This window comes from Streptomyces sp. NPDC002795, assembly GCF_042888725.1.
Lineage (GTDB): Bacteria > Actinomycetota > Actinomycetes > Streptomycetales > Streptomycetaceae > Streptomyces.
In genome coordinates this window covers 1-26,112 of record NZ_JBIAQB010000021.1, presented here as the reverse complement: position 1 = coordinate 26,112, position 26,112 = coordinate 1, and the positions used below count along the sequence as shown (strand labels likewise).

Below are 26,112 nucleotides of genomic sequence, written 5' to 3'. Positions count from 1 at the left end.
CTCGTATCCGACTCGCCCGCAGGCCGGGCTTCGGGTGCGGGACAGGCCGTCCGGCCTCGCGGATCAGTCGTAGTCGATCCAGATCCGACCGTCGCCGTCGACCTCGGCACCCCGGATCTGGCCGCCGACGATCGCCCCGTTGATCGTCACCTCGACGTCGTAGTCCACGTCGATCCACAGCACGCCGTCGTCGTCGGTGTACGCGGGCCAGATCGTCCCGTCCGTGTCCACGACCTCTTCGAAGACGACTTCCTCCGGCTCTTCGCGGGTGAACCACCCCATCGCAGCCGCCTCCCCTCTCCGGTCCTGTCGCACACAGCTTGTCCCACTCGCACGCTCCGTGAACACCACATCGACACCTTGGAGTTGACCGTGCAGTCCAACGACAACACCCCCCGCCCCGACCGCCAGGAGCCCACCTACCTCCCCGTGCCGTTCCCGAAGGCGCCGCCCAAGGAGCCGCGGTTCGCCGTGCTGCGCGAGCGGCTGCGTGAGGGGTGGAACCGGGCCTGGGACGTCGACGGCGTCCTCTACGAGATGTGGCAGGACGTCCTGCGCGCCCCCGAGGACGGCCCGCGGTACATGGCCCCCTGGATCCGCGCCGTGCTGATGGTCGCCGGGGTGTCCTTCGTCGTGCTGATGGCCAAGGCCGCCGGCGAAGTCGTCCTCCAGGCGCTGCACCAGATCCTCACCGCCGTGCCCAAGGTGCAGGTCGGCGTCGACACCTCCAGCGGGGTCGCCGCCGTCGTCGACCAGCCGGTGCGCACGTACATCGCGCAGCACTCCGCCGGCCTCGCCGTCGAAGGTTCCACCGTCTACACGCTGTGGCTGCTCACCGGCATCGTCGGCCTGGTCCTCGGCTACCTCTCCCGGAACAACGGGGTGCGGGCGATGTGGACGGCGTGGGGCGCGGCCACGGTGTTCATGGTCTGGACGACCACCCCGGAGGCCGGCCGCACCGTCGCGGCCGGGCTCGCCGTCCTCGCCTGGACGTTCCTGTCGGCGTTCGCGATGCGCGGCCTGACCCTGCGCCGCCGCGTCGTCGCCGGGCGTCCCGCGAAGGTCACGGTCAAGCCCGAGATCCACGTCCCCGTCCAGCCGCCGGCCCCGGCCCCGGCCGCAGAACAGCACCCGCACACCGGCTGCCCCTTCCGGGACTGACCTCCGGTCGCTCCGCCTGGTCCTCGCCCACCCTCGCTCGGGTGGGCGAGGGCTGGACAGGCCGACCGGCCGCCTCGCTCCGCGCCCCGCTGACAGCAGCACGACGTCGGCGGGGCGCGGTGCGTGCTGTCCACCGACATCAGGAGGACCCGCTCGTGCTCATTCCCCGCCCGCGCCGCCGGATCGGCCGGCCCCGCCCGCAGCGTCCCGGCCCCCGCTACCCGCACCGCCCCCACCAGCTCCCCGGCGCCTGGAGCCGGTGATGCCCCGCCCCCGGAAGAAGCGCCGCCGCGAGATCAAGCGCGTGCCGCGCAGCACCGCGACGCTGGAGGAGTTCGACCGGCGCGCTTGTCCCGAGGGCCTGGTCACCCGGCGGCAGTTACGCGAACTCGGACTGAGCCCCGGCGGACACGGACCGGTCGCGGTGCTGCGCTGCAAGGGCTGCTCGTACCGGCCCGACCAGGCGTGTATCCATCCCACCCGGGCCTGGCTCTACAGCGTGGCGCTCGCCCGGCCGAAGCGCACGCCGACGTTGGCGCAGGAAGAGGCGCTGGACCGGGCGATGGCCGCGCGGTCCACGTGCCCGGAGTGCGGGCGCCGGTACTACTTCTGCCTCCCGCTGCGCACCCAGGGCTGCTGCGACCCCTGCGCCCGGGGCTACGAGCCCAGCCCGGACACCTATCTCGCCTCCACGGCGCCGGTGGTCCACCGGCTCGCCGCCTGATCAACGAACCCCGTCAAGGAGAGTCACCGTGCCACTGTTCACCCGCACCGCCCCCGCGCCTGAGACCTGGACGCCGGAGGGCACGGTCGTCTCCCAGCGCTACCGGGCGCTGGAAGGCGCGACCGTCCTCGTCTACACCGCCGACGCCGACCGGGGCACCGCGCACTACGCCGCGGCCTGCCTGGGCTGCACCTACCGCGCGGACCAGAACGCCGGCCACAACCCCATGTCGGAGGCGGAGGCCGCCAAGGACGCCAACGCGCACGCCACGGCCTGCCGGGCGATGCCGCGCGGCGTGCCCGCCCGGCCCGACGACCCGGAGGCCGTCGAACTGATCCGCACCCGGCTGTGGCGCCACCGCTACGGCACGGCACCGCGCCCGGTGCACCTCGCCGACTTCAATGCGTTGCGCGTCGACGTCCAGCGCCCCACCGACTGGATCAAGGCGCTGCTGGCGTCCCTCGCGCAAGCCGAACCCGGCTTCCTCACCGCGACGCCCACCAGCTCCGGACAGGGCACCCGCTTCACCGTCCAGCCCTTCGGCCGGCCCTGACCGTGCGCGCTCGAACCGCCCTGCTGGTCGCGGCCGCCGTGCCCGTCACGCTCGCCGCCGCCGTCCTCAAGGCCGGTCACTGGCAGCTGCACGCCGACCGGCACCGCATCCACCTCACGCCCGTCGCCCGCCGCTCCTGCCCCGACTGCCGGGGCGCGGGCGGCTGGTGGGTCGGCGGTGCGAACCCGGAGATGGAGGCGTGCGGCTGCTGGTCCGAGCGGCGCGAGCTCCGAATCCGGATCCTGCCCATCCCGGCCTGGCCCGACGAACCGCCGTTCTGAACGACCTCCACCCCGACCACACAGGCCGGGGCGGAGGCGCACACGGGGTCGACCGCAGCATCGGCAAAGAGGCCGGCCGCCCCGCTCCCTTCACCCGCAATCGAGATCAGGAGAACCCCAGCATGCACCGTCCCGCCACCTTCGCCGCCCTGCTCGGACTGACCCGCGCCGCCAGCGCCATCGGCGACTTCTGGGTACAGAACGACTTTTGCGCCCGCGTGAAGGGAGCCTCCGACGCCGCCCCGGTCACCTACGAGGACCCGGCCAGCAAGGAGAAGACCACCCACGGCACCGCCGACGGCCGCAAGGCGTGCCTTCACCACTGCCTCACCTACACGACCACGCAGGCGATCGTCGCCGGACTCGGGGCCCGCGCGCTGGGCATCCGGGTCCACCCCGGCGCGGCCGCGGCCGCGCTCGCCCTGTCGTTCGGTACGCACTACATCGCGGACCGCCGGGTGCCGGGCCACGGGGTTCTGGAGAAGCTCGCCGACAAGACCGGCAAGACCAACTTCTACAAGCTGGCTGACTTCGGCATGAACGGCGCCTTCCACCTCGACAACTCCTGGCACCACGGCTGGGAGACCGTCGCCGCGCTCATCGCCACGACCAAGGCCACCGCCCGGTGACCGGCCGGACCCGTACGCGACTGGAACGCGTGCGCGCCTCGGTCGGGATCGCCTCGCTGGCCCTCCAGCAGATCGAGGACGACCTCAGCGCCGACGACGTCGACCAGGAGGAGCTCGCCGCGATCCTGGGCGAGCTCATCGAGGACACCGACCCGCCCGGCGGCTTCATCGCGGCCGTCGCGCAGCTGCTCACCGCCGCCGCGCGCCGTGCCGAGCAGATCGAGCCGGACCGCGACGGAGACGCCTCCTGCCCGCTGCACGAAGCCGCCGCCCTGATCACCGACAACGCCGGGCAGCGCCTCATCTGGGCTTCCCGCTCCCTTCACCCGCAGGGAGACATCTGAGATGGCGAGCGCGAAGGCAACGAATCCTCCCCGGGGGCAGTGCACGCAGTGCTGGTTCCACGCGTACGCCAGCCGCGAGGCCCACGCCGGGCTCGGCCCGCGTCAGGACTGCCCGCAGTGCGTGGACCACATGAACAACGGCCACCCCAACCACATGATCGTCCGCTGACGGCGCTGCGCGAAGCCGCCGTACTGCTCACCTCCCACGCCGGGCAGCGCCTCATCCGGGCTGCCCGGCACCCTCACCCGCAAGGAGATCTCGCATGACCGAGCTGATCTACCCGGAGATGCCCGAGCACAGCCTCGTGGTCCTCATCGGCCCGTCCGGCGCCGGGAAGTCCACGATCGCGCGCACCTGGCCCGCCTCTCAGGTCCTGTCCCTGGACGCGCTGCGCGAGGTCGTCAGCGACGACGCGGGCGACCAGGACGCGACCGGCGACGCGGTCGCCGCCCTGCACCTGCTCCTGGAGGCGAGGATGCGCCGCCGGCTGTTCACCGTCGTCGACGCGACCAACGTCACGGCAGCAGCCAGGGAGCCGCTGGTCGCCGCCGCCAAGCGGCACGACATGCTTCCCATCGCGGTCATGGTCACCACGCCCGGCAGCGTCTGCATCGAGCGGCAGGGCCCGAGGCTGGCCAACCGCACGGTGCCGGAGGACGTAGTCGTCAAGCAGCGCCAGGACATGGTCGACTCCCATCGGACTCTCAAGGCGGAGGGCTTCCCCGAGGTCGTCTTCTCCGACAGCCTCTACCGGCTGCTGCCGTTCCTGGAGCGCCTGAGCGGGGCGCGGCAAGCCGACCTCGGACTGGACGGCAGCGACGGCCTGGGCGAACTGAACCTCGTACGGCGGACCTTCGGCGAGGAGATCCTGCCGCTGTGGCGGTGGAAGCCCGGCTCGAACGTCGCCGGCGGCGACCGCGTCGCGGAGATCCGCCTCGGTCAGATGTACCTCACCCTCGCCCTGCGCACCGACGTGGACGGTGAGGGCGACGTCGGGTTCGACGTGATGGTGCCGTGCCCGGACGACGACGAATGCACCGGCTACGCCTGGGTGCCCGCGTACAGCGTCACCTGCCTGTTCCGCGCGCTGAACGGCGACCTGGACGACGACGAGGACATCGTCTGCACCGTCCACGGCCCGAACGACGACGACCAGGACGACGACCAGGACGACGACCCCGACGGGCGCGCCGACCTCGAAGAGCAGGCCCTCGAAGCGATCCGAGGCTGACGGATCTCCGTGCTGCCCCGGCCCCGGCTCACCGCCGGGACCGGGGCGGTCGCGGTGGTCCCTCAACCGCCGCGATCACGAGAGGAGATGGACGTCATGACCCAGCCCCCGTACTACGAGGTCGACGTCCCTATACGGAGCACCGAGACACCCGGCCTGGAAGGCGTGCACGTCTTCACCGGCTGGGCGGACAGCCGCAGCGCCGCCGTGAAGGCCGCGCACGAGGTCTACGACGCGGCGCGCGCCGCAGCCGAAGCCGGACGCGAGATTCCCCACGGAGGTCCGGGCGGCTGGTGCGCCTGTGGATACCGGCCCGGCTGGGAGCTCGACTGGCCCGCCGCGACGGCCGGCCCCTGGAGGAGCCCGTACAGCTGGCTCAACTCCAAGCCCTTCGAGATGTAGCTCTGCCCCGGGACAGCCGCTCTGCTTGGCGGCTTCGACGGCTGCCCCGGGCCCACCCAACCCGTACGAGACGAGAGGGAGATCCTCAGTATGGACTCCGTTCTGCGCGTACAGGGCCGGATCGGCCCGCGCACCCTCCTGATCACCACCGCCGCCCTGCCGCTCACCGGCTGGACCGTGCACGCCCTGGCGCTGCACCGCAAACTCGCGGCCACCCGGAAGGACCCGCTGACCGGCCTGCTGCGCCGCGACGCCTACACCGCCCGTGCCCGCCGGCTCCTGGCCCGCCACGGCGACAAGGTGACCGTGGTCATGGTCGACGCCGACCACTTCAAGCAGATCAATGACGGCATGGGCCATGCGGCCGGGGACACGGTCCTCGCCGCGATCGGAGCCCGGCTCACCGCCTGGGCGGGCCCGCGCGCGTCCGTGGGCAGGCTCGGGGGCGATGAGTTCGCCGTGGTCCTGGAGCTGACCTCCGACCGCCGCGCGCACCGCCTGGAGCAGCTGGTCCGGATGCTGCACACCCCGGTCACTCTGGACGACGGCCGCACCGTCGACGTCGCCGCCTCGGTCGGCGCCGCGGCCCCGGCCTCGGTCGGCTCCCGCGACCTGACCGTGCTCCAGAGGGCCGCCGATGCCGCCCTCTATGACGGCAAGCACTCCGGCCGCGCGGCCTTCGCGACGGCGCAGCACGTTGCCGTGCCGTCCATCAACGGCCGCCGGGCCGGGCGTCCGGGTACGGCCGTGTGGGGGCGGGCCGCATGAGCATCGCGCCCCTGCCCGAGGGCGACTGGATCCGCGGCATCAGCATCCGGCAGCCGTACGCGGCCTGCATCCTCGCCGGAGCCAAGACGGTGGAGAACCGGCCCGCCCGGTGGCGGACCGGCTGGGTGCTGCTGCACACGAGCCAGACCGTGGAGCGGCCCGCCCTGCGCGTCCCGCTGATCGGCCGCACGATCCGCGACCGCCAGCTGGTCACCGGAGCGGTCGTCGGCGTCGCCCGGATCACCGACTGCCACCAGGACCTCGAGGGAGCGCCACTCTGCTCGCAGTGGGCGCACCCGGACTCCTGGCACCTGGTGCTCGCCGACGTCCAGGAGCTGCCCCTGCCCGTCCCCGCGCGCGGGCAGGTCGTGCCGTGGAAGCCGACACCGGACCTACTGGAGCGCGTGTTCCAGCAGCTGCCCGACTTCCGGCCGTGACCCGCACCGGAGACAAGAAGAAGCCGTTCGAGCCGGGCCTGGTCCCGGCTCCCGGCGCGCTCCTCGAATGGCGCGACAGCCAGCACTACGACCGCTGGCAGGACCGCCCCTGCGTGCTGTGCGAGAAGCCCACGCCGATGCGCTCCCACGCCGGGGAGCCCGTCCACAAGGCGTGCGCTGAGGACTGGATCGCCGCGAACCCCGTTGAGGCCCGCCTCGGCAGGTTCGCCTCCGACACCCAGTCCAAGAGCACCAAGCGCGCCACCCACGCCTGACCCCTCCCCCCGGAGGTCCCCATGAGCAGCACCGACCGCAACGTCGACCACACGCTCGCCTACCCCGAACCGCCGGCCTCTCCGCTCTGGCACCGCCACGGCACCGCGAAGGCCCGGCCGCTCACGCCCGCTGAGCAGAAGCGCAACTGCGAGCTCCTGGTGCTCGCGCAGCGCACCCCCCGACCCCGCTCCCCTCGCCCCACCGAGACCCTGGCGGAGGCCAGCTGATGGACACCAAGCACTGCGCCGTCGACGGCTGGGTCGACGCCATCCCCACCCCCGGCCGCAGCTCGGACACGGCCACCTTCGACCTGATCGTCCGGCCCGCCGACATCGACACCCTCGCCGACGACGCGCCCGACACGGTCGTCTCCTGCACCAGCGGCGACCCCCGGATCACCCACGCGCTGCTCACCGGCATACAGCCCGGCGACCTGCTGCGCGTCACCGGAACCCTGGTCCAGCCGCAGGCGCCCGGCGAGGACGCCCACCTCACCGTCGACGGCCTGGAGGTCCTGGACACCGCGCTCATCCCGGTCCTGAGCGACATGGTCCTCGACCGGTACGCCGACTACGTCGTCGTCTTCGACGGAGACCACGACCAGGTCCCCGTCTTCACCGCGAGCGGCCGGTGGGTCGGCCTGGCCGACAACCCCGACGCCATCGCCACCCTCATCGACATCGACGAGCGCGTGAACGGCGGTGACGCCTGATGGCCACCGTCGCGCCCTCCCGCACCGTCCTGGAACGTTTCCCCGCCGGAGGCCCCCGCGGCTCCTGGCCGGCCGAAGCGTACGCCGCTGCCCAGCGCGCTCAGGGCACCGACGCCCGGGTCGTGATGGACCTCGGCAGTGACCAGTTCCTCGTGGTCACCGACACCACCACCCACTGATCCACTTCACCGAGAGGTGCACATGCCCGAGACCGAGACCACCCGCTACACCGCCGACGTGGTCGCCCTGACTCCCGACGGCAACGTCCTGCTGATCGAGCGCGACTGGCCGCCGTTCGAGGGCGCCTGGGCTTTGCCAGGCGGCCACCAGGACGAAGGAGAGACCAGCCGCATGGCGGCCGCCCGGGAGCTTCTGGAGGAGACCGGGGTCCGCGTCGACCCCGACCAGCTGCGCACGATCGGCACCTGGGACCAGCCGGGCCGCGACCCGCGCGGCAGGTACAGCACCGACGCCTACCTCGCCGTCGTCCCCGCCGGCACTCCCATCGCCGCCGGGGACGACGCCCGCACCGCCCGCTGGTGGCCCTTGGACGCCCTGCCGGAACAACTCGCGTTCGACCACGCCGACATCCTCCGCGCGGCCACGACCTCCTGAGCCACACCGCAGCGAGCCCCGAAGCGCCGCACCCCCGACCGGAAGGCCGGGGGTGCGGCGCTTCCCCGTTCTCACCACCCATCAGCACACCGAGAGGCCCCGCGTGTTAGCCACCCTCATCACCGCCGCACTCACCATCGTCGCCACCCTGCTGGGCGCGATCGTCAGCGGTCGCTTCGCGGAGCGCGCCGCCGAACGGTCGGTGCGCGTCAGCCACGGCGAGGCGATCCGCCGCGACCGGCTGGAAGCCGTCACCGCGCTGGCCTGCGCCGCCAGCGACCACCGCACGGCGATGTGGAGGCGCGGCGACGCCGTCCTCACGGGCGCCGGCTCCGAGCGGATCGAGACCCTGCGCGGCGAGAGCCACATGACCCGCAGCGCGGTCACCCGCCCGCTGGTCGCCCTGCGCGTCCTCTTCGAGGACCAGGCCGTGCGCGCCGCCGCCGACCGCATGATCACGCTCACCTACGCGATCCGGGACGCGTACGCCACCACCGAAGACCTGACCGCCGCCCGCGAGGCCGCGAAGGTCGCGCACGACCAGTTCGTGAACACCGCCGCCCGCTACCTGAGCCCGGCCCCGTCGACGGCCAACCGCAACCCCGAACAGGAGCCCACCCGATGAAGCGCCCCACCTTCCGCCGCTGCGGGACCGCCCCCGGCGCCCTCTCCCCCGAGGACCAGGCCGTCGTCGACCAGTTCCGCGCGATGCTCACCGCCGTACGCAACCCGCAGCCCTGGACGCCCGGCGGCTCCCAGGACATCGCCGTGCGGGTCGGGCCGTTCGTGGAGCGCGCGCACATCCGGCCCGGCGACGACCACGGCCCCGAGATGATCGCCGTGGCCCTGGTCCACCCCGGCACCCCGCACGCCGCGGCCTACCTCCACGGCCGCCAGCTCGGCTACACCGAACGCGGCTGGCTGCGCTGCGAGACCAGCGCGATCCTCGGCTTCTGGCAGCCCGGATACGCGATGCTCACCCACGCCGCCGCGAACCTCCCCCTGCCCGACGACGTCGGCATGGAGCTCGCGCACTACGCCCTCTACATCGAGGCCCGCCGACGCGACGACAGCCTCGACGGCTTCACCCTGCTGCGCGTCGGCCCGTACACCCAGACCCGGCACGCTCAGCAGGACTACGACCGGCTCACCGCCACGCTGGAGGGCCGGGAGACCACCGCGGTGCCCGGCTTCCGCGTCTCCGCGCGGTACGCGCCGTTCGACGTCAGCGACCATCAGCTGTTCGTCGACCCGTACGAGGCCGACGCCGTGGCGCTACTGGACGCGGCCGTCGCGGGGGTGAGCGCATGACCGCCCCGGCCCTGTACGAGATCGAGACCAGCGAGGGCGACGACGGCACCACGCACCCCGCCGAACAGCTCTGGACGCCCTGCGCCGACGGCGCGGCCGACCACGGGTTCATCGCCCACCAGGGCCTGTTCGTCGCCGGGATCGACGGAGCCGACGATGACCTTTACCCGGTCGGCTTCCTGGTCCTCGGGCACCAGCGGTGGGCCGACGTCATCGAGGCCGCCGCCGCGTACATGGCCCGGACCCACGGCTGGCGGAACCTGCACCTCTACCCCGGCGACGACCCGGCGGTGCTCATCCCCCGCATCCCGCGCGCCGTCCACACCCACGGCGCCTTCTTACGGCACCCGCACCCCGAACACGGCTGCGGATGCGAGTGGGACGACACCTGGCGCATGGTCTGGGCACCCAGCACCGAGCCCGGCGCCATCCCGATCACGGCCCTGCGACACCCCGCCGCCCCGGCGACCGCCGCCGGCCTCCCCAACCCCGACGAAGACGGTGCGCCCGCGACCTGGGCGACCTGACCCTGCTCCACCCGAAGCCCTGCCTCCGGCCCCGTGCCGGAGGCAGGGCTTTTTTCGTTTCTGGAGGCAGAGCCGTCAACTCCGCGCCGTCCGGCACTCGATGGATCATGAGCCCGGAAATGGACTCCCCAAATGGGGAGCGATGCTCGCAAGCCAGTCCTGGCAAGGGTTCTGGGTGTGCCAAGATGCCCCTGCCGCGCACGGTGCGGCCCACGCATGAGTAACAAGGAAGGGCACCCCCCGTGCTGAACCCAAGCGCAGCGCAGCCGATCGAACCCCCCGAGGGAAGTACCGTCGTCGGCACAGGGAAGGGCGGTGTCGGCAAGAGCACGGTGGCCGCGCACCTCGCCGGCGAATCCGCGGCTGCCGGGGAGCGGACCCTCCTCATCTGCGTGACCGGGCAGGATGACGACGACCTCGGCATCAAGCGGTTCAACCGCGGAATCCACCCGGAGGGCCCTTCCGTCATAGACGGTGAGGGTCTCTACAGCGCCATACACGATCGCACCCCGCTCCGGCCGATCCGGGAAGTACGCCCGAACCTGGACGTGATGCCTGGCGGGCCCAAGGTCGGCGAGATCGACGGACTCCTGATGCTGCGCACGCTCCAGGAAGGTGCAGGCGTCGTCATGTCGCTCGCGCAGGCCCTGGCCCCGATCGCGGCTCTCTACGACCGCATCATCTTCGACAGCGCCCCGGAGAAGGACTCCCTGGAGCAGCTGGTGCTCGCCGCCGCGAAGTACCTCATCGTGCCCACCCGCTCCGACGATTCCTCGGTCCGCGGCATGGAGCGCATCAGCAAGAACTTCAAGCTGGTGAAGACCCAGGTGAACCCTCACCTCCAGATGGCCGGCGCCTTCCTCTACGGCTCCAACCGCGCGGCCACGCTGATGCACGCGGCCGTCTACGAAGACATCCGCACGGCGCTGGGCGAGGGCACACCGATCCTGGAGACGATCGTGGGCTACCGAGAGGTGCCCGCCCGCAACGCCCGCAAGAAGGGGCTGCTGTTTGGCGAGTACGCCGACCTGCTCCCGACCTCCGCGACCACCTACGACGTGAAGGCCGGCCGCGCCACATCGGCCGACGTCGTCCCGGACACGATCGTCCCGCTGGCCAAGGAGATGCGGGAGCTGAACCAGGAAATCTTCGACCACACCAGGAGGAGGGCCTGATGGGCCTGTTCGACGTCGACGAAGAAGCCCAGCAAGGCCAGGGCGCAGGCGGCCTCTTCGGCGGAGGTCTGGCGGCAGCGGCCGGTGCGGCGAGCGTGGTGGTCAAGCCACTGCCCGGCACCTCCCTCGCCTTGATCCCCGCGCCCTACCAGCCTCACAGCGAAGACGAGCTGTCCGACCAGGAGCGCGCGGACCTCGAAGCCTGCAAGGCCGGGGTCGACAACCTCCGCAACGCCTTCTGGATCGCGGGCAAGTCGTTCGAGACCATGAGCGTGGCCAAGCTGCACCGCGAGGAGAACCCCAACTACGCGGCATGGGTCTGGGACACCTGGGAGGTCTCCGAATCCCAGCTCTACCGGCTCATCGACGAATGGCGCGTCGGTGAAGCTCTCGCCAACCTCGGGCACAAGCCGCCGGAGTCCCACGTCCGCGCGATGACCGAGCTGCGCCGCCAGACGAACGACAAGGTCGCGATCACGGTCTACGACACCATCGCCCGATGCAGCCCCCGCGTCACAGGGGAGCTCGTGGAGAAGGTGGTGGGCGACCTCGGCTTCCTCCCGAAGGACGCCAAGCCCGCCGACGTCGGCCGTCGCGTCCGCGAGCTCCTGGAGGCGCCGGAGAAGAAGTCCGACGCCGCCGAGAAGAACGATGGCGTCCCCGACATCAGCTCGCTCGGCAGCGACTCCCCAAATGGGGAGTCGAGCCAGAAGCCCAGCAATAGCAAGGCGGACCCCCTTGCGACGAAGGACATCGAGCGACTGCAGAACACCCTCGCCTCCCTCCAGGAGGCGGCGAAGAAGGTGAACAAGTCGGCAGCACGCCGGGCCGTGGAAGCACAGCCGGACATCGCCGTCCCGCTCATCCAGGAGATCGGCTCGCTGCTCCAGCAGATCGACCGAGCCGTGGCGATCAGGCTTCCGAAGGCGGAGTGACCTCCGAGACCGATGACGAAGGCCGGCCCCAGACCACCGGGGCCGGCCTTCCGCTTTCCCGAAGCCGTCAGGGCCCGGTGAGGATGTCGTGGGTGCCGATGCGACGCCAGATCACGTGCGGGGTATCGGGGCGACGTGCGGGCCCGTACTGCCAGGTGGCGCGTCCGGCGGGGCCGGTGCCCATGGACCAGGTGAGCTCGTAGATCCCGGTCGCCCGTCGGACCCGCTTGACGCGAAGGCCGGCGCGGAAGCGTCCTCCGGCGCGCAGGTCCTCGACGAAGGCCGCCACGGTCTGGCGGAACTTGCGGCGCTGTTCCGGGGTGAGACGGTCCAGGTCAGTGGTGAAGCGGGGCAGGGCCTCGTAGGTGGGCACGGCGAACTCCTCCAGGACGCACGAAGCCCCCGGCCGGAGTCGGCCGGGGGCGGTGGTGGCTGTTCGTGTTGAAGGGCGTCGGTGACGCGGTGCGCTCAGCAGTGGTGGACGGTTGGGGTGCGGTGGTGTGCGTCGGTTGTCGTTGGAGTTGGCTCGGGTCGGAGGTCGTGGCGCAGTAATCGCACGGTTCGGGTCAGAGGCCGGAGCGGTCGTTCATCAGGTCGTTCCACCGCTGCTCGTGGGCGCAGGTGGTGCAGTGGGGCAGGTAGTCGGTCCGGGTGGGGTACGGCACGTTCGAGCGGACGACGACCTTTGGGCGCAGCGTGAGGGGCCGGCCGCACAGCGGGCAGAGGTCTCCGTGGAGCAGTTCGTTCAACATGCGGCGCACTGTGCACACGACGGCGGCTTACCGTCTCGGGCTGGTGTGGCGGCCCGCCTGGCGGGCGCCCCGGTAAAGATCTGGTGATGGCCTCCCGCCCGGCGGGACAGACCCCGGATCGCCCTTTTGTGCAGGTCACGGCCGGTGTTCCATGGCCCGGTGATCAGCAAATCGGAGGTCCGCCCGGGTGACGGGTGGCGGTACTACTTCCGCGGCGTGATGGTCGGCGATGGCCACCGCCCCGCGGGCACGGCGCTGCGCGCCGCCCAGGACGAAGCCGGTGTTCCGCCCGGCGTGTGGAGGGGCGGGGGCCTGGCTGCGGTCGGCCTCACGGACGGGGACGTGGTGAGCGAGCGGCAGGCCCAGCTGCTCCTAGGGGAAGGCCGGCACCCGGACGCCGAGCGGATCGAGCGCGAGCGCCTTCAGGCGGGCGACGATCCGGTGAAGGCCCGGCGGGCGACCGTGCTGGGCAGGCCCATCGAGCACAACCGGTCGGCGAAGACGGAGAAGGCCAAGGAGCGCACGCCCTGGCTGGGCATGGACCTGGTCTTCCGGCCGCCGCCGACGGCGCACATCGCGTGGGCGCTGGGGGACGACGGGCGACGTCTGGTGCTGGAGTCGTGCCAGGACACCGCCGTGGGCAAGACGTTGAAGTGGCTGGGGGAGTCGGTCGCGCAGATCCGCTGGGGGAGCGGCGGCAAGCACCGCCAGCCGGTGAAGGACGGGCTGATCGTCGCGGTGTTCCGGCACTACGAGTCCCGTGCCGCCGAATCGAAGCCGCTGCTCCACGATCACGCCGTGGTGTCGATCCGTGCCCGGCGCCCGGACGGGACGTGGGGCAACGTGTCGGCGGACTCGCTGCTCGCCCACATCGTTGCCGCCGACACCCTGTACCTCCTGTACTTCATGGAGGAGGTGTCCGCCCGGCTCGGGTGGGCGTGGGAGCCGCGCGAGGTGACCCCGGGGCGTCGGCCCGTCATGGAGATCGCGGGCATCGACCAGCGGCTCATCGGCTGGCAGTCGACGCGCCGTCAGCAGATCGAGGATGCGCTGTTCGTCCTCACTGCCGAGTACGTGGAAGAGCACGGGCACGAGCCGGGGGAGCGAGCCGCGGCCGGGCTGGCCTGCCGAGCCGCCGACCGGACCCGCCCGCCCAAGCGCAAGGAACCACGGCCGCTGTCCGACCTCCGCGAGCGATGGCGGGAATCGGCTATCGCCGCGTTCGGCGCCGACGTCGTGGACCGGCTCGCGGAGCGGGCGCGGGCGGCGGCCGCGGCGGTGTGGGCGCGGGTGCGGCCGGTGGTCGACGTCGTCCTGGCGGCCGTCGACACCGTGGCCGTGGTGTACGTGATGCGCGGTGCGTTCAAGCGCCACCACCTGCTCGCCGAAGCGCGCCGCTACCTGTCCTACGTCCTGCGCGGTCGCCCGCACGAGCCCGGCCTGGACGAACGGATCGTGCAGACGGTTCTCGACGACTTCACCCGACCCGTCGGCCGGGGCCTGGCGGTGACCGCCGATCTGCGCGCCCTGTACCCGCGCGACACGGAGGACCAGGCCGTGCTGCGCCCGCTGACCCGCAACCGGATGCTTCCCCTCTACGCGCGGGCCCGTCTGGCCGCCAAAGCGCTCTCCGCCCGGGTTCACGCGGAGCGCCGCTCGGAGCGCCTGGGCTCCCGCACCCGCCCGCACACCGTCGCCGTGGCCGGCGCCTCGAGGTCCGGCCCGCAGCTCTCGCGCACGGACCGGAAGGCCGGCCGCGCCCAGGAGCAGCAGCAGGGGACCGATGTTGCCGCGCTGGAGCAGACCCGCTCCACGCTTGAGGCCGTCGCCAAGGTGGCCGTCAGCCTTCAGGACGGCGTCCGGGAGCGCGACGTCGCCCACCGCCTCCGGCCGCAGCCCGCTCCGGCGGCGCCCGCGCCGTCGCACACCCCGCCGCCCGGAGTGCAGCAGGCGCCGGGCCGTACACCGACTGGAGGACTCGCATGACCACACCGGTGAACCCGCAGCTTCCGGGACTGGAGGTCGCCCTCGCCCGAGCCCGCGCAGCCACCAAGGAGATAGCCGCCGCGCTCGCTGAGCCCTCGGGCTGGCAGCCGATCTGGAAGCGGCCCCGGACGCCGAAGTCGAAGGCGGCCAAGAAGAAGCAGCTGGACGATCAGCGGGAGCGGCTCCAGGACGCCGCCAAGCGCCGCCTTGCCGCAGGGGAGTCGCGCCGGCCCCGCTCCCGGCAGAGCCGGATCGGCAACGCGGCCGCGCGCCGCGATGCCCGCGCACTGTCCCGGGTACGGCACTCCAACGCCTGGCTGCGGTGACGATGCCCGGCATCGTCCACCGAGTGGAGCCGACGATGTTCAGCATCCAGTGGCGATGCACGACATCGGGTGGGCTCCACTCGGTGGGCTCCACCCGATGGACGCCACCGAGTGGACTCCACCGTCGTGCGCACCGGATGACGATGGACGCCACTCCGGTGCGCACCACGATGTCCGCCACCGCACCCGGTGCGCCTCGCGACGATGCCGGGCACTCTCGTGCGCACCACGATGTCGGGCACCCGATGTTCCGGCCTCCACCCGGTGCGCGCACGGCCCGGGTCGTACGCATCGGCGGCCCGGCCCCTTGTCCGCCTCCGGCCGGGCGAACCGGACCCCCTTGTCCACCTCCGAGCCGGAGGTCGGTGACCCCTTGTCCAGGTCGGGACGGGCTCACGTTTCCCCTTGACCACGTTGGATAGCGGAGCATTTCCCCTTGTCAGAGCCGGTCTCGGCTTTCGATCAGACAAAAGTCAAGGGGGTGTGTGATATAGGAGTCCGTTCCCGCCTGCGGACGGCGAACCGTGACGGATGCGCGCACTCGATTCACGCGGCGCGCGGGGTGCACCGCACCGTCCGGGAGGTGCGGTGCACCGGATGCGCGCGGAGCGATGCACGGTGCGCACGGAGCACCGCACCCCCGGCGAGGTACGCGCACCGGATGCGCGCGGCGCGGTCCACGGTGCGCATCGTGCGCGCGCCTCCCGCCGGTGGCGCGCGCACCGGATGCGCACCACCGACGGGCTCGGTGCGCCCTACACGGCGGTGAGGCGCACCGGGTGCGCACCGGCCGGTGCGGGGTGCGCATCGAGGGCCTGGCCCACGCCGACGGCCTCCAGCTGGCGCAGGACATCGGCGACGTCCTCGTGGTCCTCGGTGAGGAACTGCGCGGCGAAGTCGATGACCGCGCGGGCGATGCCCTCCGCCGCGTCCGGCCCGGCCTGCGCCCAGACCCGCAGCGAGGTCACGAAGACGCGCCCGAGGGCCTCCAGGGCGAACGTGTCCGCGCACGGCTCGCCCGCCTCCGGACCGGGCAGCGCGGTGACCGGGACGACGATCCGGGTGACGACGTCGACGAGCAGCTCGGGCATCCGCGGTTCGGCGCCGGCGAACTCGCGGGCCGCGTCGACGTCGTCGGCCTGGACGGCCCGGAGGTAGGTGAAGGCGCTGATGGCCGCATGCGGGGTCATCGGGGCGAGCGGCATGGTGGTGGTGTCGGGCATAGGTGGCTCCTCATGTACGGGCCGTCTCGCTGATCGGAGGGCCGCAGGACGTGATTGCTGGCGGGGGAGGCGCGCGGCGATGAGCGCGGGGCTCACCTGGCGCGCGTCACGGGGCGGTGGTGTCCACCGGGCAGGCCGCGGACGATGCCGCCCCGCGCGTCCAGGAGCAGGCGGCCCCTCGCGCACGACTCGTAGGTGTTCAGGGCGTGGGCGATGTTGTCGCGGCCTTCGCGTTCGAAGAGGACCTCCGCGATGAAGACGAGGATCGTCTGGGCGATGCCCGGGGCGGCGTCCGGTCCGGCCTGCTGCCAGTTGCACAGGCCGTACAGGAAGACCTTGCCGAGAGCCTCCAGGGCGAAGGAGTCCCATGTCGGTGCGTCGTCGTCCGGGCCGGGCAGAGAGGTGCCCGCCTCGACGATCCCTTCGGCGATGCCGGTGAGGAGGGCTGACATCTGCGGTTCGGCGAAGATGAGCTCGCCGGCCATCCGGGCGTCACCGCTCTGGATCGCCCGGAGATACCTGAAGGCACTCGCCACTGCTTCCTCGGTCAGCGGCTCGAACAATGCATCGGCGGGGCTCTGCTGCATGACAACTCCTCATCGACGGCCCGCCACGCTGATCGCGGCGGCCTCAAGAGGAGCCTCTAATTGCGGCCCTGTGGACAGAGTCCGGGCACCGCCGGTGAGCACGGCCTCGCAGCCACCGCGCCGCGTTTTCCCTTGACCACGTTGGCTACGTGCGACATACCGCCCATTTCGATGGGGGAGAAATCTCCGTCCCGGCACGCTGCGCGACGACCTGGGAAAAGGCGCTGCCGCCTGGGACATGCCGCTGGGAGACTGCGGGGATGACCACGCAGCGGCTGCCGTTCCCGGTCCCGGACGACCGGGCCAACTACTTCGTCACCGGCTACGCCGACATGCACGACCTCGTTGAGGGCCTGGTCGTGCCCGACGGTGTGCCCGAGGCTGCGGCGACGGTCCTGCGTACGGCCCGCGAGCTGCTGCGCCAGTCGTACTACTGCTACGAGTTCTCCACCGTGGCGGTCATGCACTCCCTGATCGCGGTGGAGATCGTGCTGCGCGACCGGATCCCGGGCGCGGGCAAGAAGCCGCTGCACGGGCTCATCAAGCAGGGTGCGGCCGACGGGATCCTGACGGCCCGGCAGGCGGAGTACCTCGACTATGGTCGGCAGATCCGCAACGGGATGGCGCACGGCCAGACCACGCACGCGGTGATGCCGCCGGCCATGGCGGTGCCGATGGTGACGACGTCGTTCGCGATCGTCTCCGAGCTCCGCGGGACGCCCGCCGGATGATCACGGCTCGGTAACGGTGCTCAGTGAATCGTCACACCGTTGGCTTTCGCGACACCTCTAGCAAGTGAGGGGGGATTCCATCCGGACCCCCGCGCCACCTGCGTGAGGAGCTTCGACATGACGTACAACAGCAGCGCCCGGCAGCCCGACCTGGAGCCGCTTCCGACCTGGACAAGGGGTGCTGAGCACCTTCCGGGCGACCCGGAATCCAGTGCCGTGAACGGTGCCGCGAACGATTCCAACGTCGTGCCCATCACCGCAGCTCACACCGCCCGTCAGGGTGCCCTCCGGCACGCCGACACCTCTCTCCCTTTCCCTGAGACGTCGGCGAAGGGGAAGAAGTCCACTCCCACGGCCGGGAAGGTGCGGGCCGATGCGCTGCGGATGCTGGGGTGTGTGCGGATAGCGACGGTTCGGCAGATGGCTTCGGTGATCACGGCGGAGGATGCGGATGGTCGGTCGTACGTGCGCAGGGCGATGAAGAAGCTGGCGGAGCTCGGGCTGGCGGAGACGAACGGCAAGGCGGGAAAGCATCCGATCTGGAACCTGACGGTGGCGGGGCAGAAGGCTCTGGCTGACGGCAACGAGCTGCCTCCCCGACCGAAGGCCGGCACCGGAGCGAAGGCCGTTCGAGCCGGGTTCGGTCCGCACGGGGTCGCGGTGACGGACACGATCCTCGCCTTCGGCGGCCGGGACCATCTGACCGGCTGGCAGGTGGAGGTCAACCACGCCATCAAGGAGACCGGCCTCAGCTTCAACACCGACGCCGTCCTCGCGTGGCCGACCAAGACCAGCGAGGTGCGCCTCTTCGAGCTCGATAACGGCACGATGCCCCAGGCCCGGCTCGCACGTGAGGTCTGGGACTACGAGCGCTACGCCGGGCACCGCGTCTGGGAGGGCGCCCGCGGCACGATCGGCGGCACGTTCCCGTTCTGGCAGCGCCACCGCTACACCCGCTCGAAGACCTTCCCGCGGCTGCATGTCGTCTTGGCGGGAAAGGCGGAGCACCTCCTCGACAACCGCCTCCAGGCGCTCGCTGCCGACGTGGAGGGCATCGCCGTGGCGGTGTGGGTGAACACCCTGCCCAGGCTCCAGCGGGGCGATCCCTGGTACGAGATCGGCGTCGACGACCCGTACGTTCGCCGCGAGCGCTACCCCGAGCCCGCCGGCCGCTGACGCCCGAGCCGGGCAAGCCCTTCGGTGCGGGAGGGCTTGCCCGGGGCGGCCCGGCTACGCCATGGCGGCGGCCACGGTCTCCAGGACGACGCGCTGCTGCGGGTCGACGGGCACGTCGGCCTGGCGCAGCGAACGCAGGGTGGTGCCTTCGGCGCACAGCCTGCACAGCCCCATCAGCGGGAGCGGACCGGCGCCGATCAGGGTGTGCGAGGAAGAGCTCTCGTAGACGGGCCGGTAGCAGCCGGGGCACAGGCGGCAGTCCTCGAGGTCGTCCGCCGGCGGCGCGTCCGGTCCGAGCAGCGGCACGATCCGCAGGAGTCCCTCCCCGGCTTCCGCCCACAGCTCCATCGGCCGTTCCGCGCTCCGCTCGAAGACGACGTCGCCGTCCGGGCTTCCGCTGGTGCGGATCCGGGCCAGCGTGCCGACACCGTCCTCGGGCTGGTTGGGCATGAACGACAGGACGGTCATGTACCCAGGCCCCTCGGACATGACCTGGGCGTGCCCGCGTCCGGCGGCCAGGGCTGCGCCCCACTCGTTCAGCGCCAGGCCGTCGTCGTCGTTGCGCAGACGCAGTGCCCACGAGGCCGGAGCGCCGTCGATCTCGGCAGGGGAGGAGGTGATCAGGATGCCGTTGCCGGACTGGCGAACGTCCAGGTGCTGCATCCCCTCGGTGGAGTGGAACGCGGTGCCGAACCACTCCGTGGTCGGGCGGTCGCTCTCGCCCCGTGAGCGGCGTGGCTTGTGCTGCTTGTGACGTCCCATGCTGTGCCTCGCAGACGTGACCCCGTGCGCGGGCCGATCGGTCCGCTGAACGGCACAACCGGCAGCCCGCCGGCCCCGGTACGTCGTGGACCCGTCGGCCACCCGTCCGGCCCACCCGGCTGTCGCTTTCGGCGCGCTGCTGACCGTACGGGGGACAGATCCGGCCCTGGTCTTGACCGAGGGGGCCGGGGCGCGGGACGGTCGGCGCAACTAAGCGCAACCGACTCGACACGGGAGAGCGCCATGACGTTACGGTTCGTCGGGATCGACCCGAACACCGGAGGCGGTGGATCGCCGACGGTGTGGGTGGAAGAAGAGAGCGCCGACCTGATCCTTCAAGGCGAGGAAGCCGAAGCGTTGTTGAAGGCGATGGTCGGCGGGACCGAGTGGGTGCCCGGCCACGCGGCGGGCATCCCGCCGCACGAGACGGTGATCCGTATCCCCGTCCGGATGGCGGCGATTCTGAGGGAGGCGTGCAATGTCGCAGAGCAGCGTGCCGGACTTCGCTGAACTGCTGAGGGGCGCTCAGCACAGCGCGGTGCACCTGGAGATGCGCGACCGCTACGGCGTCGGCGATGAGGCCGAAGAGATCGAGCTGTTCGCCCGGACCGGCGAGATCGACCTGGACCCCACGGCCCGCTGGTGGCCCGAGTGGCTCGGACTGGTCAGGGAGACCCTGGCCAGGGGAGTGGTGATGCGGCGCGCCCGGATCGTCTCCGAGCCGGTCACCGACTACATCCGGTGGGAGCACGCCGCCACCGTGCTGAACGTGGGCGCCGGCGAACAGGTCCGCTGGCTGCCCCGCCGCAACGCCTCGGACATCGCCCTGCCGGGCAACGACTTCTGGCTGATCGACGACCGCCTGGTGATGTTCCACTTCTTCAGCGGCGACGGCGACTGGGTCGACCCCGGCTGTGAACTCACCGAGGACCCGGCCGCGGTGACCCTGTGCGCATCAGCGTTCGAGACGGTCTGGGAGCGCGGCATCCCGCACGAGAAGTACACCGTCTAGGCCCCTGAGCAGCCACATGACCGCCTCTCCATCCTCCAGCGCACAAGCAGCCCGCGAGGCGCTCGCCGTGCGGCTGCAGCACTTGCGCAGGGACGCCGGCCTCACCGGGAAGGAACTCTCCGCCCGGTGCGGCTGGCACCCCGCGAAGACCACCCGGATCCAGAAGGGCGAGGCCCCGCCCTCCGACGCGGATATCCGCACCTGGTGTGCGGCGTGCGGCGCCGACGACCAGACCGAGGACCTAATCGCCACCGCCCGCGCCGTCGACTCCATGTACCTGGAGTGGCGCCGCCTGCACCGCAACGGGATGCGTACCGTCCAAGAGGGCTGGTACGCCCTGCACGAGCAGACCCGCGTCTGCCGGGTCTACGTCTCCAACGTCCCGCCGGGCTTCTTCCAGACCCCGGCGTTCGCCACCGCCCTCATGGGGCAGATCACGACCTTCCAGGGCACGCCGAACGACGTCGCCGAAGCCGTCGCCGCCCGGGTCGCCCGCTCCCGGTTCCTCTACGAGGGCGGCCACCGCTACGTCGTCCTCATGGAGGAATCCGTCCTGCGCTACCGCACCGCCGACCCCGACGCCATGCGCGGGCAGCTGCGCCACCTCCTGGCCGTGATGCCGCTCGCCTCCGTCTCGCTCGGGATCATCCCGTTCACCGCGCAGCGCACCGTGTGGCCGCTGGAGGCGTTCTACCTCCACGACGACACCCAGGTCGTGGTGGAGACCCTGACGGCGGAGATCAAGGTGAAGCAGCCGCGCGAGCTCGCCGACTACGCCAAGGCGTTCACCGGCCTCGCGGAGATGGCCGTGTACGGCGACGGGGCCCGCACGCTCATCCGGGCCGCGATCGACGCCCTGGAGTGAACCTCCGCAATTCTCCGCAACTTCGTTGAGGGCGCCGCCCGTAGCTGCGTAGCGTCGACGGCACCGACGGACCACCAGCCGGAGAGGCGGGTCCCCATGCGTGCACACACCGACTCCACCGCCCCGGCCCCGGAGGGCCGCGGCCTCCAGCCGCCCGCCTACGGCGTTCCCTCCCCGGCCCTGCTGGCCCGCGCGGACCGCGGCTTCGCCCGGTTCCTCGCCCAGCAGAACGAGGACCAGGACGACGGAGCCGACGGCGGCGAGGACACCCAGCGGTGACCGCCGGTCACCCGCGCGAAGACGCCCCAGCAGCGAGGCCCGCCATGCACACCAGCAGCCACACGGTCCTGTACGACCCCGACGGGCTGATCGAGGCGGAGCTCCCGCTCGACCGCGAACCGTACGAGAGCCTCGTCAAAGCCGTGCTCGCGTGGACCGGCGAGGACACGCTCGCCGAACGCGACTACGAGCAGATCGGCCTCCAGCTGACCGGCCACGCCCGCGCGGTCGCCTCCGACGTCCGGCGTCGCGCCGACCAGCTGCCGAAGAGCAGCGGGCCCCGGGCACTCGCCGACGTCGTCCTGCGCGAGGCGGAAGGCCGGCTGTCCGCGACGCTGGAAGGCACCGTGCGCTGCGTCCAGAGCCGCGCCCGCCTCGTGCGCGCCCTCTACGAGCGGCTGGACCGCCTGGAGGCGGCGCCCGCCCCGGAGGGGGTTGCACCGGGCGGGATCTGAACCGCGCCCCTTCGCCCGCTCCCAGCCGCAACACCCGGTGAAACACCACCGCGCAACACGGGTGCAACGGGCCCCGCGTTTCACATCTGACCTGCGGGAACGCCCGAAGGAAGCCGGGGCGGCCCGTTGCGTTTCACCCTGCGTTGCAGGTCCTCGCGGGCATCCGACGCCGAACAGCCGGCCTGCCGACGCACGAGACCCCGGACCTTGGCAGGCCCGGGGTCCGGTCGGTGGCGGGGGAGCGGTCAGTAGTCGTCGCGTTCGGAGGGCGGCCCGTACTGCTCGATGAGGTCACAGGTACATGTACCGCCCGCGTAGAGCGTCTTGTCGCACTCATCGTGGTGGTCACGCTGAGGCGGTGCGGCCTGCACGGCGGCGGGCTGCGCCGGAGCGTCCTGGGCGACCCGGACCGCTCCCGCCCAGTCGACGCCCAGCGCGGCGAGGGCGGCGAGCTGGTCGGCGCTGAGCTTGTCCCGCCTCGATTTGACGTTCGAATTCCACACGCCCAGCTTCACGGTCACCGGCTCCGCCTCGCCGTCGACCACGATCGTCTCGCTGTGCCCGCGCGGCACGGGCCGGTCCGCGCCTTCCCGCTCCACCCACTGCGCCAGAGCCGCCAGGCCCCGCTGGAAGGCCGCCTCCGCCTTGCTCCCGGCCTTCTTCGGGCCCGAGGCCGCGTCGGCCGGCACCGCAGGGAGCTCCGCCGGGGCGGCAGCGGTCAGGGGGAGGGGGGCGCCGCGGATGCCCAGGGCGGTCAGCCGCTCGCGCTGCTCGGGCAGGAGCTGGGCCCAGGTACCCGGCTCCTGCTGACGCCACCTCCAGGTGCCGATGTCGTCGCCGTCGTGCATGACGCCGCCCGCGATGTAGGGCAGCACGCCGTCGGCGTCGACCAGGTCGGCGAGCACCCGGTAGTGCCGCTGCCAGTTCAGCGGCCACGGGCAGTCCCAGTCCGGGTCGATCGCCGTCAGCTGCTCCGCACGCTCCGCCGCGCGCTTCGGGTCCTTCCCGAGGCCGCCCTTGCGCCGGAGGTTGGCGAGGTGCTGCCCGATGGGCACCATCGCCTCGCCCTCGCCCCACACCGCGTCCTGCCGGGGCGCGAGGTGCCCGGTGGCCCGCCGGTAGGACCGGAGCGCGGCGAGCTTGCTCTCCCACGCCTCCTCGCCCGGCTCCCACACCATCCCAGCCTCGGGTGCGTCCAGCAGCGTCTTGCGCCGCTCCTCCAGCTCACCCGCCCGCAGGGCCTTCCGCTGCTGATGCACCCAGCGGCCAAGCGGAAACGACTTCGTGACCCCCACTTCGACCTCGACGTCGTAGGGCACGGCGTGGACGCCGGTGATCTCGTTCTCCGCCCGCCAGCGGATCAGGGCCTGGTAGCCCTCCAGCCACACCAGTGACTCCGGCCGGTACACCCGCGTACGGAGGAACGCCGCGATCGTCGCCGCGTCGCGCGGGCTGGAGAAGTGCAGCAGGGCCGCTTCGGCGGCGGCCTGCGTGTCGTCGTCCTCATGGTCCTCGCCCTCACCCGCGCCGGCCCCCACGATCTGCCCGTCCTCGCCACGCTTGACGTGCACCTTGCGCTTGCCGCTCGTGAGCGCACGGGAAGCGAGCTGCTCAACAAGTCGATCATCATGCGAGCGGAGCCCCTGGAGGACCGCTACAAGAGGGCGGAAGCTGGCGCTGGCGACCATGTCGGTCGGGTCCTCGTTCGGCTCCAGGAACACCGGCACGATGATCCTGGCCACCTTGGTGGAGCCGTCCTTGTTGAGCCGCAGCGCCCGGCCGATGTTCTGCACGATCTCCACCTGCGAGCCGCGGGTGTCCGCGAAACAGATCGAGTCGACTCCCCGCTCGCCGGTGATGTCCACGCCCTCTCCGAGAACGCGAACGCTAGCGAGGAACGCCCGGTGCACCCGGCGCCCGGCCGCGTCGATGCCGTTGGCGAACTGCCTGAGCGCTTCCCGGCGTTCGGCGACGAGGTGGTCGCCGCACAGCCACGCCGACCACACCCGGTCCGGCGGGACGTGGCGGCCGGCCTCCAGCTCGTAGAACTCCGCGTCGATCGACGACTTCGGCAGCTTGTCCGCGGCGGCCAGATCGGCGTCGGAGGCGTCGTTCAGGTACAGCGCGGCAGCCGTCTCGGGCAGCTTGTCCGCGAACGCGCGGGCCTCTTCGACCTTCTGGTGGAAGGTCATGACCGTACGGAGGTTGTACGCCGCCGCGTGCTCCAGGAGCGCGGTCTGCAACAGGGCCAGACGCCGACCCCGCTGCGCCTCCTCCGACTCCCCGAGAACCGGCGAGGGATCGCGGATCTCCAGGACGTCGATCTCGAACCCGGCGAGGATTTCGCGCTCGATGGCCTCGCTCAGACCGAGCTCTGCGAGCCAGGCGCCGTAGGTTCCCTCCGGGTCGTCCGACATCGTCGCGAGCTCCACCTCCTGGCCGTCCGCGCCCTTCTGCGGGCGGGCCGCAGCGAGGATGCGCGGGGTCGCGGTCAGGTAGAGCCGAAAGTCCGCCGGGATACGGGCGTTGTCGTGGATCGCCGCCCACGGACGACCAAGATCACCAGCGGTGCCGTGCGCCTCATCCACGATCGCGAGCGAAAAACCGTCCATGCGCTGCCCATACAGCCGCTCCCCGCCCGCCAGAGCGGCCTCCAGCGGCCCGCGAACCTTCCGCTGGCCCTCGGGTGCGTCGATGTCCTCGCGGTCCACGAGAGAGGCGTACGTGGCGAACACGATGACCGGCCCGTGCCCGGCCCACAGGGCGAGCTGGATCGGGTTGGTGGTGGTCCGCACACCCAGCTCGTTCAGCACCGCGTCGTTCTCCAGCGAGCACACCGCGATCATCGGGGCCCGGTGGCCCACCAGGCGCCACGCCTGGGCGGTCTGCGCGAGCAGGTCCAGGGTCGGGACGGTCACGAGGATCCGGCCGTCCGCGAACGACTCCAGCGCGCACGCAGCGGCCGTGATCGTCTTGCCCGAACCGGTCGCTGACACGATCGTGCCCCGGGCACCCTGCGGGGGCACAGATGACCTTGCAGGGAATCCCACCCACTTCCTAAACGCGGAGCGCTGATCTACCTGGTGTTCCTTGAGTCGAATCGCTGACATTCTGTTCCTCCCCGAGCGCTGAATTCGTGTGGTCTTTCAGAGGGCCGCGTGCGGAATGCAGGCCGCGCCCAGGTCGTTCCAGATCGACGCACCCGCCTTGTGCCACCCGCCCGGCTTTCCGTCCTTGAAGGGCGGCTTGTCGTCCGGGTCGTAGTGCCCGGAATCGAGCGTGCAGACGACGTAGTCCCCATCGCTGTTGACCGTCCGCGCGGTGCACAGACCGCCGGCCTCACCCAGCGCTTCCAGGACCTGGCGGCGCGCCGTGGTGTGCGGGTAGGTGGCCGGCAGTACGGCTTCCCGGACGTACCTCTCCAGCCGCACCAGGTCGGCGCGCTCACGCTGCCTCACGTCCGCGATGTGTACGGCCAGTTCAGCGGCCCCGACCGACCGGCCGCCGCGCCGGGACCACTCCCGGTCCGTGATGCGCACCAGGGCCTCGCTCACGGCCGTCACGCCGTCATCCCAGCCGTCCCCGAACTCGGGGCCACGCGGGCGCGGCGCCATGCCGTCCAGCTCCACGACCTCGCTCTGCGCCCCGGCGACCGCTCCGGCCTCCAGCGCGGCCACCAGGTCGTCCGCCTCGCTCGCGGGCACGCCCTGCGCCTCCAGGAGCGCGAACAGCCGGAGCCGGGCATTGACGCCCGCCGTCTGATACTGGCCCACCCGGCGGATGGAATCGCTGCTCAGCGCGGGATCGGGTCCGGTAGATTCGTGGTGACCGGTCATCTGCGGTCGTTCCTCTCGGAATTCCGGGGAGGTTCCCGGA

38 protein-coding genes are annotated in these 26,112 nt (G+C 71.8%); 30 read left to right on the top strand and 8 right to left on the bottom strand.

What is annotated here, in order from left to right:
* Positions 1 to 63 precede the first annotated feature (63 nt).
* Entirely contained in the window at positions 64 to 282 is a 219-nt protein-coding gene (locus tag ACFYWS_RS38735; RefSeq protein WP_389284361.1) for a hypothetical protein, read from the bottom strand.
* Positions 283 to 372: 90 nt separating this feature from the next.
* Between ACFYWS_RS38735 and ACFYWS_RS38730 the strand changes: the two genes are divergently transcribed.
* From ACFYWS_RS38730 to ACFYWS_RS38630, 21 genes are all read left to right on the top strand, one after another.
* The gene (locus tag ACFYWS_RS38730; protein ID WP_389284360.1) at positions 373 to 1,161 is read left to right on the top strand and encodes a hypothetical protein; all 789 of its coding nucleotides are present in this window, start codon (positions 373 to 375) and stop codon (positions 1,159 to 1,161) included.
* A gap of 262 nt (positions 1,162 to 1,423) precedes the next feature.
* Positions 1,424 to 1,885, top strand: a complete 462-nt coding sequence (locus ACFYWS_RS38725) for an RRQRL motif-containing zinc-binding protein (RefSeq protein WP_389284359.1) — start codon at positions 1,424 to 1,426, stop codon at positions 1,883 to 1,885.
* Positions 1,886 to 1,913: 28 nt separating this feature from the next.
* Entirely contained in the window at positions 1,914 to 2,438 is a 525-nt protein-coding gene (locus ACFYWS_RS38720; protein WP_389284358.1) for a hypothetical protein, read from the top strand.
* Between the two features lie 2 nt (positions 2,439 to 2,440).
* A complete protein-coding gene (locus tag ACFYWS_RS38715) occupies positions 2,441 to 2,719 on the top strand; it encodes a hypothetical protein (protein WP_389284356.1) in 279 nt (92 codons plus the stop codon).
* 122 nt (positions 2,720 to 2,841) lie between these two features.
* The gene (locus ACFYWS_RS38710; RefSeq protein ID WP_389284354.1) at positions 2,842 to 3,348 is read left to right on the top strand and encodes a hypothetical protein; all 507 of its coding nucleotides are present in this window, start codon (positions 2,842 to 2,844) and stop codon (positions 3,346 to 3,348) included.
* Entirely contained in the window at positions 3,345 to 3,692 is a 348-nt protein-coding gene (locus ACFYWS_RS38705) for a hypothetical protein (RefSeq protein ID WP_389284352.1), read from the top strand. Before ACFYWS_RS38710 ends, ACFYWS_RS38705 begins: the two co-directional genes overlap by 4 nt.
* A 1-nt stretch (position 3,693) precedes the next feature.
* The gene (locus ACFYWS_RS38700; protein ID WP_266862570.1) at positions 3,694 to 3,861 is read left to right on the top strand and encodes a pRL2-8; all 168 of its coding nucleotides are present in this window, start codon (positions 3,694 to 3,696) and stop codon (positions 3,859 to 3,861) included.
* 94 nt (positions 3,862 to 3,955) lie between these two features.
* Positions 3,956 to 4,924, top strand: coding sequence for an AAA family ATPase (locus tag ACFYWS_RS38695; protein WP_389284350.1), 969 nt, complete (start codon positions 3,956 to 3,958; stop codon positions 4,922 to 4,924).
* 96 nt (positions 4,925 to 5,020) lie between these two features.
* Positions 5,021 to 5,326: a hypothetical protein gene (locus tag ACFYWS_RS38690; protein WP_389284348.1), complete on the top strand. Its 306-nt coding sequence runs from the start codon at positions 5,021 to 5,023 to the stop codon at positions 5,324 to 5,326.
* A 90-nt stretch (positions 5,327 to 5,416) separates the two neighbouring features.
* Positions 5,417 to 6,094, top strand: a complete 678-nt coding sequence (locus tag ACFYWS_RS38685) for a GGDEF domain-containing protein (protein ID WP_389284346.1) — start codon at positions 5,417 to 5,419, stop codon at positions 6,092 to 6,094.
* The gene (locus ACFYWS_RS38680; protein ID WP_389284344.1) at positions 6,091 to 6,531 is read left to right on the top strand and encodes a hypothetical protein; all 441 of its coding nucleotides are present in this window, start codon (positions 6,091 to 6,093) and stop codon (positions 6,529 to 6,531) included. The genes ACFYWS_RS38685 and ACFYWS_RS38680 overlap by 4 nt, the downstream gene beginning before the upstream one ends.
* Positions 6,528 to 6,806, top strand: coding sequence for a hypothetical protein (locus ACFYWS_RS38675; RefSeq protein ID WP_389284342.1), 279 nt, complete (start codon positions 6,528 to 6,530; stop codon positions 6,804 to 6,806). Before ACFYWS_RS38680 ends, ACFYWS_RS38675 begins: the two co-directional genes overlap by 4 nt.
* A 21-nt stretch (positions 6,807 to 6,827) precedes the next feature.
* On the top strand, positions 6,828 to 7,034 hold the full coding sequence (locus ACFYWS_RS38670) for a hypothetical protein (RefSeq protein WP_389284340.1): 207 nt from the start codon (positions 6,828 to 6,830) through the stop codon (positions 7,032 to 7,034).
* A complete protein-coding gene (locus ACFYWS_RS38665) occupies positions 7,034 to 7,519 on the top strand; it encodes a hypothetical protein (protein WP_389284339.1) in 486 nt (161 codons plus the stop codon). The genes ACFYWS_RS38670 and ACFYWS_RS38665 overlap by 1 nt, the downstream gene beginning before the upstream one ends.
* Positions 7,519 to 7,698, top strand: coding sequence for a hypothetical protein (locus ACFYWS_RS38660; protein ID WP_389284337.1), 180 nt, complete (start codon positions 7,519 to 7,521; stop codon positions 7,696 to 7,698). The genes ACFYWS_RS38665 and ACFYWS_RS38660 overlap by 1 nt, the downstream gene beginning before the upstream one ends.
* 22 nt (positions 7,699 to 7,720) lie before the next feature.
* Positions 7,721 to 8,134, top strand: a complete 414-nt coding sequence (locus ACFYWS_RS38655) for an NUDIX domain-containing protein (RefSeq protein WP_389284335.1) — start codon at positions 7,721 to 7,723, stop codon at positions 8,132 to 8,134.
* Between the two features lie 103 nt (positions 8,135 to 8,237).
* Positions 8,238 to 8,759, top strand: coding sequence for a hypothetical protein (locus tag ACFYWS_RS38650; RefSeq protein WP_389284333.1), 522 nt, complete (start codon positions 8,238 to 8,240; stop codon positions 8,757 to 8,759).
* The gene (locus tag ACFYWS_RS38645) at positions 8,756 to 9,445 is read left to right on the top strand and encodes a hypothetical protein (protein WP_389284331.1); all 690 of its coding nucleotides are present in this window, start codon (positions 8,756 to 8,758) and stop codon (positions 9,443 to 9,445) included. The genes ACFYWS_RS38650 and ACFYWS_RS38645 overlap by 4 nt, the downstream gene beginning before the upstream one ends.
* Positions 9,442 to 9,972: a hypothetical protein gene (locus tag ACFYWS_RS38640; RefSeq protein ID WP_054219718.1), complete on the top strand. Its 531-nt coding sequence runs from the start codon at positions 9,442 to 9,444 to the stop codon at positions 9,970 to 9,972. The genes ACFYWS_RS38645 and ACFYWS_RS38640 overlap by 4 nt, the downstream gene beginning before the upstream one ends.
* Before the next feature lie 242 nt (positions 9,973 to 10,214).
* The gene (locus ACFYWS_RS38635) at positions 10,215 to 11,147 is read left to right on the top strand and encodes a ParA family protein (protein WP_389284329.1); all 933 of its coding nucleotides are present in this window, start codon (positions 10,215 to 10,217) and stop codon (positions 11,145 to 11,147) included.
* Positions 11,147 to 12,082, top strand: coding sequence for a hypothetical protein (locus tag ACFYWS_RS38630; protein WP_389284327.1), 936 nt, complete (start codon positions 11,147 to 11,149; stop codon positions 12,080 to 12,082). The genes ACFYWS_RS38635 and ACFYWS_RS38630 overlap by 1 nt, the downstream gene beginning before the upstream one ends.
* Before the next feature lie 67 nt (positions 12,083 to 12,149).
* Here the strand turns inward: ACFYWS_RS38630 and ACFYWS_RS38625 are convergent, their stop codons facing one another.
* Together ACFYWS_RS38625 and ACFYWS_RS38620 are read right to left on the bottom strand one after the other, a co-directional pair.
* The gene (locus ACFYWS_RS38625; protein WP_389284326.1) at positions 12,150 to 12,455 is read right to left on the bottom strand and encodes a hypothetical protein; all 306 of its coding nucleotides are present in this window, start codon (positions 12,453 to 12,455) and stop codon (positions 12,150 to 12,152) included.
* Between the two features lie 193 nt (positions 12,456 to 12,648).
* The gene (locus tag ACFYWS_RS38620; RefSeq protein ID WP_389284324.1) at positions 12,649 to 12,834 is read right to left on the bottom strand and encodes a hypothetical protein; all 186 of its coding nucleotides are present in this window, start codon (positions 12,832 to 12,834) and stop codon (positions 12,649 to 12,651) included.
* Between the two features lie 219 nt (positions 12,835 to 13,053).
* On the opposite strand from ACFYWS_RS38620, the gene mobF reads away from it, so the two are divergent.
* The gene (gene mobF, locus ACFYWS_RS38615; protein ID WP_389284394.1) at positions 13,054 to 14,820 is read left to right on the top strand and encodes a MobF family relaxase; all 1,767 of its coding nucleotides are present in this window, start codon (positions 13,054 to 13,056) and stop codon (positions 14,818 to 14,820) included.
* Positions 14,817 to 15,146, top strand: a complete 330-nt coding sequence (locus ACFYWS_RS38610; protein WP_389284323.1) for a hypothetical protein — start codon at positions 14,817 to 14,819, stop codon at positions 15,144 to 15,146. Before mobF ends, ACFYWS_RS38610 begins: the two co-directional genes overlap by 4 nt.
* A gap of 755 nt (positions 15,147 to 15,901) precedes the next feature.
* Here the strand turns inward: ACFYWS_RS38610 and ACFYWS_RS38605 are convergent.
* Together ACFYWS_RS38605 and ACFYWS_RS38600 are read right to left on the bottom strand one after the other, a co-directional pair.
* Positions 15,902 to 16,369, bottom strand: coding sequence for a hypothetical protein (locus ACFYWS_RS38605; RefSeq protein WP_389284322.1), 468 nt, complete (start codon positions 16,367 to 16,369; stop codon positions 15,902 to 15,904).
* Positions 16,370 to 16,461: 92 nt separating this feature from the next.
* On the bottom strand, positions 16,462 to 16,956 hold the full coding sequence (locus tag ACFYWS_RS38600; protein ID WP_389284321.1) for a hypothetical protein: 495 nt from the start codon (positions 16,954 to 16,956) through the stop codon (positions 16,462 to 16,464).
* Positions 16,957 to 17,216: 260 nt separating this feature from the next.
* Between ACFYWS_RS38600 and ACFYWS_RS38595 the strand changes: the two genes are divergently transcribed.
* Together ACFYWS_RS38595 and ACFYWS_RS38590 are read left to right on the top strand one after the other, a co-directional pair.
* Positions 17,217 to 17,687, top strand: a complete 471-nt coding sequence (locus tag ACFYWS_RS38595) for a hypothetical protein (protein WP_389284320.1) — start codon at positions 17,217 to 17,219, stop codon at positions 17,685 to 17,687.
* A 117-nt stretch (positions 17,688 to 17,804) separates the two neighbouring features.
* Entirely contained in the window at positions 17,805 to 18,863 is a 1,059-nt protein-coding gene (locus ACFYWS_RS38590) for a replication-relaxation family protein (RefSeq protein ID WP_389284319.1), read from the top strand.
* Positions 18,864 to 18,917: 54 nt separating this feature from the next.
* Here the strand turns inward: ACFYWS_RS38590 and ACFYWS_RS38585 are convergent, their stop codons facing one another.
* Positions 18,918 to 19,625, bottom strand: a complete 708-nt coding sequence (locus ACFYWS_RS38585; protein WP_389284317.1) for a hypothetical protein — start codon at positions 19,623 to 19,625, stop codon at positions 18,918 to 18,920.
* A 243-nt stretch (positions 19,626 to 19,868) separates the two neighbouring features.
* Between ACFYWS_RS38585 and ACFYWS_RS38580 the strand changes: the two genes are divergently transcribed.
* The 5 genes from ACFYWS_RS38580 (at position 19,869) to ACFYWS_RS38560 (ending at position 22,236) form a co-directional block, all read left to right on the top strand.
* Positions 19,869 to 20,135, top strand: a complete 267-nt coding sequence (locus tag ACFYWS_RS38580) for a hypothetical protein (RefSeq protein WP_267059110.1) — start codon at positions 19,869 to 19,871, stop codon at positions 20,133 to 20,135.
* On the top strand, positions 20,104 to 20,637 hold the full coding sequence (locus tag ACFYWS_RS38575) for a DUF6879 family protein (protein ID WP_389284315.1): 534 nt from the start codon (positions 20,104 to 20,106) through the stop codon (positions 20,635 to 20,637). The genes ACFYWS_RS38580 and ACFYWS_RS38575 overlap by 32 nt, the downstream gene beginning before the upstream one ends.
* 16 nt (positions 20,638 to 20,653) lie before the next feature.
* Positions 20,654 to 21,502 (top strand): helix-turn-helix transcriptional regulator, encoded by an 849-nt coding sequence (locus tag ACFYWS_RS38570; RefSeq protein ID WP_266862525.1) that lies wholly within the window; start codon positions 20,654 to 20,656, stop codon positions 21,500 to 21,502.
* A gap of 96 nt (positions 21,503 to 21,598) precedes the next feature.
* Positions 21,599 to 21,781: a hypothetical protein gene (locus ACFYWS_RS38565; RefSeq protein WP_266862523.1), complete on the top strand. Its 183-nt coding sequence runs from the start codon at positions 21,599 to 21,601 to the stop codon at positions 21,779 to 21,781.
* 44 nt (positions 21,782 to 21,825) lie between these two features.
* Positions 21,826 to 22,236 (top strand): DUF6415 family natural product biosynthesis protein, encoded by a 411-nt coding sequence (locus ACFYWS_RS38560; RefSeq protein WP_389284314.1) that lies wholly within the window; start codon positions 21,826 to 21,828, stop codon positions 22,234 to 22,236.
* 245 nt (positions 22,237 to 22,481) lie between these two features.
* On the opposite strand, the gene ACFYWS_RS38555 is transcribed toward ACFYWS_RS38560, so the two are convergent.
* Complete coding sequence (locus tag ACFYWS_RS38555) at positions 22,482 to 25,346, bottom strand: Helicase associated domain protein (protein WP_389284312.1); 2,865 nt, start codon at positions 25,344 to 25,346, stop codon at positions 22,482 to 22,484.
* Positions 25,347 to 25,382: 36 nt separating this feature from the next.
* Positions 25,383 to 26,009, bottom strand: coding sequence for a hypothetical protein (locus ACFYWS_RS38550; protein WP_389284310.1), 627 nt, complete (start codon positions 26,007 to 26,009; stop codon positions 25,383 to 25,385).
* Positions 26,010 to 26,112 lie beyond the last annotated feature (103 nt).